Annotated in this window: 7 protein-coding genes; 6 read left to right on the top strand and 1 reads right to left on the bottom strand. The window is 35.2% G+C overall.

The window, feature by feature from the left end:
* The first annotated feature begins 244 nt into the window (after positions 1-244).
* From GXM16_RS05345 to GXM16_RS05320, 6 genes are all read left to right on the top strand, one after another.
* Positions 245-1117 carry an inositol oxygenase family protein gene (locus GXM16_RS05345; protein ID WP_163393373.1) on the top strand — a complete coding sequence of 291 codons (873 nt, stop codon included), beginning with the start codon at positions 245-247 and terminating at the stop codon, positions 1115-1117.
* 250 nt (positions 1118-1367) lie between these two features.
* Positions 1368-4511 (top strand): beta-galactosidase, LacZ type, encoded by a 3144-nt coding sequence (lacZ, locus tag GXM16_RS05340; RefSeq protein ID WP_163393372.1) that lies wholly within the window; start codon positions 1368-1370, stop codon positions 4509-4511.
* A 229-nt stretch (positions 4512-4740) separates the two neighbouring features.
* Positions 4741-5889, top strand: a complete 1149-nt coding sequence (locus GXM16_RS05335; protein ID WP_163393371.1) for an acyltransferase family protein — start codon at positions 4741-4743, stop codon at positions 5887-5889.
* 64 nt (positions 5890-5953) lie between these two features.
* The gene (locus GXM16_RS05330) at positions 5954-7591 is read left to right on the top strand and encodes a sodium/sugar symporter (RefSeq protein WP_163393370.1); all 1638 of its coding nucleotides are present in this window, start codon (positions 5954-5956) and stop codon (positions 7589-7591) included.
* A gap of 37 nt (positions 7592-7628) precedes the next feature.
* The gene (locus tag GXM16_RS05325; protein WP_163393369.1) at positions 7629-9068 is read left to right on the top strand and encodes a glycoside hydrolase family 28 protein; all 1440 of its coding nucleotides are present in this window, start codon (positions 7629-7631) and stop codon (positions 9066-9068) included.
* A 182-nt stretch (positions 9069-9250) separates the two neighbouring features.
* Positions 9251-11236 carry an alpha-L-arabinofuranosidase C-terminal domain-containing protein gene (locus GXM16_RS05320; RefSeq protein WP_163393368.1) on the top strand — a complete coding sequence of 662 codons (1986 nt, stop codon included), beginning with the start codon at positions 9251-9253 and terminating at the stop codon, positions 11234-11236.
* A 53-nt stretch (positions 11237-11289) separates the two neighbouring features.
* Here the strand turns inward: GXM16_RS05320 and GXM16_RS05315 are convergent, their stop codons facing one another.
* Positions 11290-12795, bottom strand: a complete 1506-nt coding sequence (locus tag GXM16_RS05315; RefSeq protein WP_163393367.1) for a PAS domain-containing sensor histidine kinase — start codon at positions 12793-12795, stop codon at positions 11290-11292.
* Between the last annotated feature and the right edge of the window lie 344 nt (positions 12796-13139).

The raw sequence follows: 13139 nt of genomic DNA, 5'->3' as shown, positions 1-13139 counted from the left end.
TTGATAAATTCCAATAATATGAATCCCAAATTCCAAATCTGTGAGTGATTGGAATTTGGGATTTATTATTTAAGTATCCCAAAACATCAAAATTTAAAATTTCAGTATTGGAATTTATTTTTCACAATTTATTGATGTAAAATTCATACAGAATTAAATTCTATCCATGTTTTTGATGTATTAATCCATTTTGAATCCTGTTTCTAATTCTATTTTTGTCTTATAACTTTTAATTTAAAATCTTATGAAAAAGCATATAGACACTGATAATCCGTTGCATAATTTAGACGAGTGGGAAGATGATTTGAAATTACGTTATCCGGATCCTTCAGAACCTGTAAAAGAAAAAGACGAGTTTAGAAATTATGTAGATTCTGAGAGAGTAGAAACGGTTAGAGAATTTTACAGAATAAATCATACCTATCAAACTTATGATTTTGTATGCAGCAAAGAACAGGAATTTCTGCAGTTCAATAAAAAGCAAATGTCAATTTGGGAAGCGGTTGATTTTTTGAATACACTTGTAGATGATAGTGACCCGGATATTGATCTGGATCAGACCCAGCATCTTTTGCAGACTTCAGAAGCGATTAGGGCAGACGGTCATCCGGACTGGTTTGTACTTACGGGTTTCATTCATGATTTAGGTAAAATTTTATGTTTATTCGGAGAGCCGCAGTGGGCTGTAGTAGGAGATACATTTCCTGTAGGCTGTGCCTATTCAGACAAAATTGTTTATCCGGATTTTTTTAAGGATAACCCCGATTATACAGACGAAAGATTCAATACTAAATTTGGTATTTACACCGAAAATTGCGGACTGGAGAATGTAAAAATGAGCTGGGGACATGACGAGTATTTATATCAGATCATGAAAGATTATTTACCGGATCCGGCTTTGTATATGATTCGTTATCATTCATTTTATTCTCAGCATAAAGAAAATGCATACTCACATCTGATGAATGAAAAAGACATTGAAATGTTTGACTGGGTAAGAAAGTTTAATCCTTATGATTTATATACGAAAGCGCCTGTTAAGCCCGATGTAAAAGCATTATTACCATATTACAAAGAGTTGGTAGCTAAATATTTGCCTGAGAAATTAAATTTTTAAAGTAGGTACTTACCATTTGGGAGTAATTAGTTTTGATAATAATTTTTCGTCAGTTCGAGTGATCCCGATTTTTCATCGGGATTGTATCGAGAACAGAAAAATTATCATTAAAAACGGTTCTCGATACATTTTTTGTTCCGTTGCTCTGCACAAAAAACACTCGAACTGACGTTTTTTAATAGTTACACCCAACAGGTTAGGTACTTAATGTTTTGTTATTCTTTCTATAGGAAGTTTTAAAATTGAATAAATGCAAAAAATCAAAACAAAAATATTTTTATTTGGTCTGTTAGTGATTTTTGTTTCAGGTGCTGTAGGACAGGAAAAAGACAGAAATGACTGGGAGAATCCACAGGTTTTTCAGATTAACAGAGAACCGGCACGAGCGTCGTTTCTTCCTTATGCAGACGAAGCATCTGCAATAAGTGATCAATATGAAAATTCACCATGGTATTTTTCCCTGAATGGTAAATGGAAATTTTCCTGGTCCCCAACACCCGATCAACGCCCTAAAGACTTTTACAAAACAGATTTCAATACCATAAACTGGAACGAACTTCAGGTACCCTCCAACTGGGAACTGCATGGTTACGGAATTCCAATTTATACGAATATTACGTATCCTTTTGAAAGAAATCCGCCTTTTATCAATCATTCTGATAATCCGGTCGGATCATACAAAAAAGATTTTGTTCTGCCGGAAAACTGGAAAAACAGACATGTTTACCTTCATTTTGAAGCGGGAACATCTGCTATGTACATTTGGGTAAACGGAGAAAAAGTTGGTTATACAGAAGATACAAAAAGTCCTGCCGAATTTGATATTTCGAAATATTTAAAACCCGGAAAAAACAATCTGGCTGTAGAAGTATACCGCTGGAGTGACGGTTCTTATCTGGAAGATCAGGATTTCTGGAGGCTTTCGGGTATTGACAGAAATGTTTATCTGTACAGTACTGATCATATTCGAATTTCTGATTTTTTTGCAAAACCTGATTTAGATGCCAATTACAAAAACGGTAGTTTAAGTGTTGATATCAGTTTGAAAAACCTAACATCTTCAGCAGTAAAAAATCAAAAATTAACTGCTAAACTGATTGATGCTTTGGGTAAAACTGTTTTTTCAAAAGAATTAAATGTAAACGTTGAAGGAAATAAAACTCAAAAAGTGAATTTCTCTCAAAATGTTTCCAGTCCAAAATTATGGAGCAGTGAGGCTCCTAATCTGTACACTTTAGTTCTGACACTAAAAAATGAAAATGGTAACATTGTAGAAACAACTTCTACACAAGTTGGCTTTAGAAAAGTAGAATTAAAAGGCGGGGAATTATTGGTAAATGGAGTCCGATTAATGGTTCGCGGAGTCAATATCCACGAGCATAATCCGGTTACAGGGCATTATCAGGATGAAGCCACCATGATGAAAGACATCAAAATGATGAAACAGCTGAATATCAATTCGGTTCGTTGTAGTCATTATCCGAACAATATTTTATGGGTTAAACTTTGTAACAAGTATGGTTTGTATCTTGTGGATGAAGCCAATATTGAAAGCCACGGAATGGGAGTTGAGGGACAGCCTCTAATCTGGATGAATCCAAAAAACAATCCGGGTCACCTTCCGGAATGGCACGCGGCTCATATGGACAGAATTTACAATTTGGTCGAAAGAGATAAAAACGCGCCTTCGGTAATTATTTGGTCATTAGGGAATGAAAGTGCCAACGGACCGGTATTTCATGATGCTTACAAATGGATCAAAAATAGGGATAAGACCCGTTTGGTTCAGTTTGAGCAGGCCAAAGAAAACGAAAATACTGATATCGTTTGCCCGATGTACCCAACAATCGAATACATGAAAGAATATGCAGCGCGTAAAGAAGTTGCCCGCCCGTATATCATGTGTGAGTATGCGCATGCCATGGGAAACAGCACCGGTAATTTTCAGGAGTATTGGGATATCATCCGCGGAAGCAAAAATATGCAGGGCGGTTTTATCTGGGACTGGGTAGATCAGGGGTTCAAAATGAAAGATGAAATTGGACGCGAATATTGGGCTTATGGCGGTGATATGGGCGGTCAAAATTATACGAATGATGAAAATGGCTGTAATGACGGGTTACTATGGCCGGATCGTACGCCGCATCCAGGGGCATTTGAAGTCAAAAAAGTCTATCAGGATATTTTGTTTGAAGCTGTTGACATTAAAAAGGGAATAATTGAAATTATAAATGATTTCGGATTCACGAATTTGAATAAATACCACTTTAAATATCAAATTTTAGAAAACGGGAAGAGTATCAAAGAAGGAACGATTGCTGTTGACCTGAATCCGAAATCAAAAAAACAGTTTAAAATTGATTTGCCAAAATTACAGGCAAAAGAAGGAGTTGAATATTTGCTTAATGTTTTTGCTTACACTAAAACCGGTTCTGAATTACTGCCTCAAAACTTCGAAATTGCTAAGGAACAATTTAGTATTGATAGTGATCATTATTTCGCAAAAGCAGGCGTAAATTCTTCATACAAAATTCAGGATGATAAAAATGAATTTGTTCTGTCTGCTGCTAATGTGGTCGTAAAAATTAACAAAACCACAGGATTGATTTCAAATTATACTTTAAACGGTGCAGAATATTTTAAACAATATCCGGAACCTAATTTTTGGAGAGCTCCAACAGATAATGATTTTGGAAACAAAATGAATATAAAGGCGAATGTCTGGCAGTCAGCAGGGAAAAACACTTCGGTTGAGGATATTAAGATTTTAGAAGAAAACGGAAAAAATTACGTGGTTGCAAAACTAAAACTAAACGACGTTTTTTCAGATTACACGATTAAATATGCTTTGAGCAACGACGGCGCTTTGGAGATCCAGTGCTCTTATAAAAAAGGCAATAATCCAGTACCGGAAATGCCTCGTTTCGGGATGATTTTTTCTCTTAAAAATGATTTTGAAAACCTGGATTATTACGGCAGAGGACCTTTAGAAAATTATCCTGATAGAAATACAGCTGCTTTAAAAGGAATATATAAAAGTAAAGTGTCAGATCAGTATGTACCCTATTCACGGCCGCAGGAAAACGGATATAAAACTGATATAAGATGGTTTACACTCTTAAATAATGATGGTAAAGGTTTTGAAATAAATGGATTACAGCCTTTGGGTATAAGTACTTTGAATAATTATCCGGCCGATTTTGATCCGGGATTAACAAAAAAGAACATGCACATTAGCGATATTACACCGAGAAATGAGGTTGTAGTGTGTGTTGATTTAACCCAGCGCGGATTAGGAGGAGATAACAGCTGGGGATTGCCTCCCCATGAACAATATCGACTGACGCAAAACGAATACAACTATGGATTTGTCATAAAACCAATAGAATTATAACCGAATATTTTAAGAGTGCTAAATTTTTGCCCCGTTTAGTTTTTTAAATGTTTCACTTTTACATCCGATCACGTTCATTTATCTGGACGTGGTTGCTGTAAATTAAAAAGAAAGACTGCCAACTTTTGGTAAATCGTGTTGTAAATCAATAATATCCATAAATAAGAACAATAAGTTGATACTACTTGAGCAATCAACAGGTAAAATATGCTTTAAAAATAAATCCGGTATGAACAAAATTACTACAAATAACAGATTAATTTCTTTAGACGTTCTAAGAGGGTTTGTTATGTTTTGGATTATGAGCGGTGAACATATTATTCACGCTTTGGCCAAAGCTGCCCCAATTCCGGTTTTTGTCTGGATGTCTTCACAAATGCATCATACAGACTGGGATGGCATTACATTTTACGACATGATCTTCCCTGTGTTTCTATTCGTTGCAGGGGTTTCAATGCCATATTCTTTCGATAAAAAAATCAAGTTGGCAGGAGTGACGGAGCCAAGTGAACTTCCCTCAAATGAAAAGAAAAAAATATATTTTTCTATGCTTAAAAGGACTTTTATCCTGGTATTTCTTGGATTTGTAGTTAACGGATTACTGCGTTTTGACGGGTATGACCAAACCCGTTTTGCAAGTGTATTAGGACGTATAGGGATTGCCTGGTTTTTTGCAGGACTGATTTATTTAAATTTTGATTTAAAGAAACAGATTGTCTGGTTTACAGGGATTCTGATTGGTTATTATTTAGCTATGAAATTAATACCTGTACCCGGATTCGGAGCGGGAGATCTAACCGCAGAAGGATCATTGGAAGGATACATCGACCGACTTTTTCTTCCCGGAAGATTACATAGCAGAGTATATGATCCTGAAGGAATATTTTCAACCATACCCGCTGTATCCACAGCTTTGTTGGGAGTATTTCTAGGAACATTTCTAAAGGCTGAACACCCTTATTATACCATAAAGAACAAAGTAGTAATTATGACCGGATCAGCTGTTGTATTGATTATAACAGGCCTTCTTTGGAATTTTGATTTTCCGATTAACAAACATTTGTGGACGAGCTCGTTCGTTTGTTTTGTTGGTGGTTTCAGCATTTTGTTCTTCCTGTTTTTTTATGTGTTAATCGATGTTTTAGGATTTAAGAAGTGGGCATTTCCTCTTGTTTTAATTGGTTCAAATTCAATTTTAATTTATATGGCAGCAGAAGGCCTGATTGATTTTAAGCACACAGCAGAATATGTATTTGGCGGACTAATTGAATTTTCTCCTCTTGTCTGGCAGCCCGTATTTACCACTATATCAGTAACTGTTATTCAGCTCATTTTGCTCTATTTTTTATACAGAAAAAAATGGTTTTTAAAAGTCTGATTATAAGTCATAACTAACAAAAAACTAAAGAACCACCAACACTAACTATCTAACCAAACTCATCATGAACGTATTACAAACCGCAGATTACATTGTTTTTCTCATCTATTTCATTATCGTAACAGCCTACGGAATGTATATTTACAGGAGTAAGAAAAATGCAACTACAAGCTCCAATGATTATTTTTTGGCAGAAGGTTCCCTTACCTGGTGGGCTATTGGAGCCTCATTGATTGCATCTAACATTTCTGCAGAACATTTTATCGGGATGAGCGGGTCAGGTTTCGCCATCGGACTTGCGATTGCTTCTTATGAATGGATGTCGGCTGCGACATTAATTGTGGTGGCGATGTTTATTTTACCGGTATATCTTAAAAATAAAATATTTACAATGCCTCAGTTTTTGGCAAAACGTTATAACGGAACCGTGAGTACAATTATGGCCGTTATCTGGCTTTTGATATATGTATTTGTCAATCTGACTTCGATTATATATTTAGGGGCACTGGCAATTTCCTCTATTGCACCGGTTAGCTTTCAGTTCTGTGTTATCGGACTCAGTTTATTTTCAATCATTGTGACTTTAGGAGGAATGAAAGTAATTGGTTATACGGATATGTTTCAGGTTATCGTTTTGATTTTGGGTGGTCTGGTTACTACTTATCTGGCTTTGACCCTATTATCTGAACAGTTTGGTTTTGGAAAAGACATTTTAAAAGGGCTTTCTGTTATAGCAGACGAAGCACCCGGGCATTTACATATGATTTTGGAGAAATCAAATCCGCATTATGCTGAATTACCGGGAATGTCGGTATTGGTAGGAGGAATGCTGATTAATAATCTGGCCTATTGGGGGTGTAACCAGTACATTGTTCAGAGAGCTTTAGGAGCTGATTTAAAAACAGCCCGTAAAGGAATTTTGTTTGCTGCATTTTTAAAATTATTAGTACCTATTATTGCCGTTTTGCCGGGTATTGCCATGTATGTGATGCATCAAAACGGAATGTTTCAGCAGGAAATGGTTGATGCAGCAGGAGTTTTAAAACCTGATCACGCTTATCCGACATTAATGAACTTATTACCGGCTGGTTTAAAAGGAGTAGCATTGGCAGCCTTAACAGCGGCGATTGTTGCTTCACTGGCAGGAAAAGCCAATAGTATTTCAACTATTTTTTCTTTAGATATTTATAAAAAATATTTTAACAGAGAAGCCACTGAAAGAATACTGGTACTAACCGGAAGAGGCTGTGTAATAGTCTGTATGATAATTGCGGCTGTTGTGGCACCTCAATTAAAATCATTAGATCAGGCGTATCAGTTTATACAGGAGTATGTTGGCTTCTTTTCGCCTGGAGTTCTGGCCATCTTTTTATTGGGTATGTTCTGGAAGAAAACTACACCAGCAGCAGGTCTTGCCGGAGCCTTATTTACAGTGCCTGTTGCAGCAGTGTTAAAATTCCTTCCGATGTGGACAAACGGAGCTTTCCCGGATTATCCTTTTTTAGACCGAATGACCATTTCTTTCTTTGTTATAGTAGTATTAATGATAGCAATTAGTCTTTTAAAACCTTCATCAGAAGAGGAACAGCAATCACACAGTATAGAGGTAGATACATCAATGTTCAAAGTTTCTTCTGAATTTATTATTGGTTCATTTATTATCAGCGGAATATTAATTGCTTTGTATACTGTTTTCTGGTAAGTTGTGTGATCTTACTTTAACTTTTAAATTAAATAAAATGATAAAGAAATCTATAATTACAGTAATCGTTTTTTGCATTTCGATCACTCTTACAGCGCAAAAAGTGTATGATGTAAAAAAATACGGGGCTAAGGGAGACGGTAAAACAAACGATGCTGTCGCTATTCAAAAAGCTATTGATGCCTGCACTAAAACTGGCGGACAAGTATTGATTCCGGCTCCATATACATTTTTAGCAGGACCTTTTAACGTAAAATCAAATGTGGATTTGCATATTGAAGCAGGCGCTAAAATTTTGGCAAGCCCTGACGAAAATTTATATACTGAAAGTGCGTTCCGTGAAAACAAAGGTGAAGGGACTATCTGGATTGGAGGAAAGAATGTAGAGAACTTTTCCATCAGCGGAAGCGGTAAAATTGACGGAAACGGCATCTCTTTTATGGGAGCTGAAGAAGAAGATGCTTATATCCTGAAACCTTTCAATATTCTGGATCCACGCCCTCATGTTTTGACTATTATTGGTGGAAAAAACATAAGGATCAAAGATGTTCATATTGGAAACTCGGCTTACTGGACAATTCATTTGGTAGGCTGTAATGATGTGGTGATTAGTGGAATTACGCTGCTCAACAGTTTAAAAGTGAGAAATAGTGATGGTATTGATTTAGATCATTCTAAAAATGTCCGAATCAGTGATTGTTATATCGAAAGTGGTGATGACTGTATTTGCTTAAAAAACAGAAGGGAGTTTGAAGAATTTGGTGCCTGTGAAAACATAACGGTTACGAATTGCACTATGACCAGCAGCAGTTGCGCAATCAAAATCGGTTCTGAAAATATGGATGCGATCAGACAGGTAGTTTTTAATAATTGCATCATTAAAAAAAGCAACCGTGGAGTAGGGATTCAGAATCGCGATGAAGGAACAGTCAGCGATGTTATTTTTTCGAACATGATCATCGAAGGTCAGCTCACAACCGATACCTGGTGGGGAAAAGCAGAACCTATTTATGTAACTGCTTACAGCCGTGCAAACGGAAATCATAAAGATGCCAACTGGCGTTTTCCAAAGGGAGTAACTGAAGGAAAAGTCGGGGCAATCAGTAATATTTATTTTACCAACATTCAATGTACGGGTGAAAACGGGGTGTATGTAAGCGGAGAATCAAAAGATAAAATTAAAAATATCGTTTTTGAAGGCGTAAATGTATCTATTGACAAAACTTCAAATTTTCCCGGAGGAATCTATGACCGACGTCCTTCTAAAGTGGATGGATTTATAAAGGGAAGTACGTCCGGATTTTATTTTGATACAGCAGAAAATATAAAGGTTCAGAATTGTTCCGTAAGCTGGGGTAAAAACAAACCGGATTATTTTAAACATGCGATAGAAAGTAAAAATGTAACGGTTTTAAAAGTAACTAATTTAGACGGAGAAGCTGCTTTTCCTGATAAATATGAAGCTGTGAAAAAATAACAATAAAATATTTGTAATTTAAAGATATGCCATCCTGAGCGGAGTCGAAGGCGTATGAAAGAGATAGGGCTTTGATTCCGCTCAGCCTGACAATCATCAAACAAGTAAATAATTCAAAATCTTTTGTGGAACCTTACTTTTTAAATAAATTAGCAGAACTAAATTATCAACCATCATATAAAATGAAAAAGAATATAATTACTAAAATAATCATTGGCGGTTTGTTATTCAATGGCATCTGTATACATGCTCAAAAAACAATTTTAGAAGTTGATGCCTCCAAAACCATTTCCAAGATACAGCCAACGATGTTTGGTTTGTTTTTTGAAGATATCAATTTCGCAGCAGACGGGGGATTGTATGCCGAAATGATTAAAAACCGATCTTTTGAATTTGAAAAACCTTTGATGGGATGGGAGCAGCCGAATACCAAAAGGTCTTCTATGAATATGAATTCAGGTGTTGCGACTCCTATAAAAGTAGTAGAAAATGAAACCAATCCAAATTTCTGCAGAGTTCTTATAAATGATGATAAAGGCTATGCCCTCATTAATGAAGGTTTTAGAGGGATGGGAGTTAAAAAAGGGGCCAAATACAATTTTTCCTTAAAAGCAGCCAATCACAACGGATCCATCAAAAAAATAATTGTTCAGCTGATTGATAAAGATAAAAAAGTAATTAGCGAAACGAGTATTGTTCCAACATCGAATGAATGGGAAAGTTATTCAGCACAATTTACTGCTGCACAGACTGAAGCTAAAGCCAGATTAAAAATAACTTTTGAAGGAACCGGTACAATTGATCTGGACATGATTTCTTTGTTTCCGGAAGATACATGGAAAAATAGAAAAAATGGTTTGCGAAAAGATCTTGTACAGCTGTTATATGATATGAAACCGGGATTTTTACGTTTTCCGGGTGGCTGTATTGTAGAAGGAAGGACTTTGGCAGATCGTTATCAATGGAAAAAATCAGTAGGAGATGTTGAAGACAGAAGAACGATGATGAACCGCTGGAATGTAGAGTTCAGCCATAAACAGACTCCGGATTATTTTCAAAGTTTTGGATTAGGATTTTATGAATATTTCCAGCTTTCAGAAGATATAGGTGCTAGTCCGTTACCTATTTTAAGCTGTGGAATGGCTTGTCAATACAACACGGGAGAGTTGGCTTCCATGGAAGAACTGGATCCTTATATTCAGGATGCTTTAGATTTAATTGAATTTGCAAATGGCTCAGAAGAAACTACCTGGGGCATTCTCCGTTCTGATATGGGGCATCCGAAACCTTTTAACCTAAAATACATTGGTGTTGGTAATGAGCAATGGGGACCGGATTATATTGAACGATATAAAGTTTTTGAAAAGGCGATAAAAGCTAAATATCCGGATATCATTATCGTTTCAGGAAGCGGACCATCCCCGGATGGCGAACATTTTGACTTTGCGATGGCAGAACTTAAAAAACTTAATGCCGAATTGATAGACGAACATTACTATAAAAGCCCGCAATGGTTCAGGGAAAATGCAGCCCGTTACGATAATTACGATCGAAAAGGGCCAAAAATATTTGCAGGAGAATATGCTGCACAAAGTGTTTCAGGAGCTAACCCGAATAACAGAAATAACTGGGAATGTGCCTTCTCTGAAGCTGCTTTTATGACAGGTTTGGAAAGAAACGCTGAAGTAGTAAACATGACTTCTTATGCTCCGCTAATGGCTCATGAAGAGGCGTGGCAATGGACTCCGGATATGATTTGGTTTAATAATCTGCAGGCTTATGGTTCTGCTAATTATTATGTACAAAAGATATTTTCGACCAATAAAGGAACAGATCTGTTGGCAATTACTAAAGATGAAAAACCGTTGACAGGACAAAATAATCTGTATTCTTCAGCGGTTAAAGACATTAACACAAAAGAAATTATTATAAAACTTGTAAATACAGCTGCATCAGCACAAGAAGTTTCCGTGAATTTGAAAGGAACAAAATTAGCTTCAAAAGGAAGTATTGTCACGCTTTCCAGCCCCAATTTACAAGACGAAAATACTTTTGACAACCCACAAAAGATAAGCCCTAAAGAAAGTGATTACAAAATAAAAGGAGAAAAAGCAGAAATAAATCTGCCGGGTTATTCGGTCGTTGTATTGAAGTTAAAAATGAAATAAATACTTGTATAAAAATAAAAAACAGAGGTTTGTATTATCCAAATCTCTGTTTTTTATTTTGTGTATTCTTTTTGTTTTAAGGGTAATGTTACAGTAAACTCGCTACCATTATTTATTTCGCCCCTGGCTGTAATTGTACCATTGTGTCTTTTTACTATTTTTCGGCAAAGAGATAATCCAAGCCCGTTTCCTTCATACTGATCTTTAGAATGAAGTCTTTCAAAGGCATTGAATATTTTCTCAGCGTAATTATCGTCAAGTCCTATTCCGTTGTCTTTTATGGTAATCTCAACGAAGTCTGTTTCATCAGTCTTTATTACTTCTCCCGATATTATGATTTTTGGAGGCTCTTCTGCTTTTGAAAATTTTAATGCATTGTGGATTAAATTATAAAAAAGCTGGTTGATTAAGATTGGCGCTCCTTCTATTACAGGTAATTCACTAATGATTAAAATACCCCCTTTTTCATTTATAATCAGTTCCAGGTCTGTTTTTATGTTTTCTATAACCTCATTAAGATAGATCTTTTCAAAAGGCTGTTTGTTTTTATCCATAGTTGAATAGGTGAGAATGCCCTCAATTATATTTTGCATTCTGTCTGCAGACTGATCTATTTTATTTTGATATTTAATAATTCCTTCACTAAAATTTGCTTCTTTATCATTTCTGATGAGTCCATTAAAAATCTTGATTTTTCGGACAGGTTCTCTCAGGTCATGACTAACAACATTAGCAAAATGTAATAAATCATCATTTGATCTGCGTAATTCTATCGTATTTTCTTCAACCTGTTTTTTTAATTCTTCCTGAAATTGTTTGTGTTCATGGATGTCAAGAATACTTCCTATAACCTTTATTGGGATATCATTTTCATCACAAATTATTTTTCCGGTAACCTTAATCCATTTTGAGCAGTTTTCATTAATTATTCGTGTTTCATATGTTATAAGACCAGTATTCTTTGATTCTTTGATTGCCGTTTCACGGGCAATTAAGTCGTCTGGGTGAAGTTTTAATAATAATTCATCTATCGCAGGTGCTCCATCATTACACATGATAGTATTAAAATTATCGCATGTTTTTATTTCCTTTGTTTGTAAATCTACTTCATAAGTTCCTATGCCGGATGACTCAACAGCAATTCGCAATCTTTCTTCCACAGATTGAATCTGTTGCTTGGCAAGGTATAAATCGGTCACATCAGCCCCAGTATTCATCACACCATAAACTTTCCCGTCTGTATCGAACAATGGGATGAAGCTGTAATTAAAATAATAAGACTGCATAGTACCGTTAATGAGCAAATCTACTTTTTTGTTTTCCCCATGAAAAGGAACTCCTGTAGAGAGGACAGTAGTTGCCTGATCAAAAAAATTATCGTTTTTAATTTCAGGAAGAACTTCAAGATAATCCTTGCCCAATACATCTTCTCCTTTTCCCCATGTTTTTATCATAGCGGTATTCGCTAATTCAATTTTTAGCGAATTACCAGTATACACTGCTACAGGTAAAGGTGTATTATCTATTATATCCTTTAAGATTCTGATGTCTGAATACATGACGATATGTTAATTTTTTACGAAGTTATTCTTTAAAAAATGGTTTCTGTTATATTTATATGACTAAGAGTTTCATAATTATTACAAGTTTAAGTCTAATTTTTATATAAAATAATTAAACAATTATTAAAATTTAATTTAACTATAAGCATTGTTTAATAAACAATTAAAAATATTGTTAAGTAAAATTGTTAATATTTGTCTGTTTAATAAAATTATTTTTAAATTAAACAAATTAACTATTTAATATAGTCTTTTTTTTAACATATTTTAAAGTGTTTACAAAGGTAGGATGCTGTCGAAGTAAAACATTTTTTTTTAAATTTGTCTTGAGAAGGAATATA

Origin of the sequence: Flavobacterium limi (assembly GCF_010645075.1) — a bacterium.
Lineage (GTDB): Bacteria > Bacteroidota > Bacteroidia > Flavobacteriales > Flavobacteriaceae > Flavobacterium > Flavobacterium limi.
The sequence above is the reverse complement of the archived record's forward strand: the minus strand, read 5'-3'. Positions and strand labels throughout refer to the sequence as shown.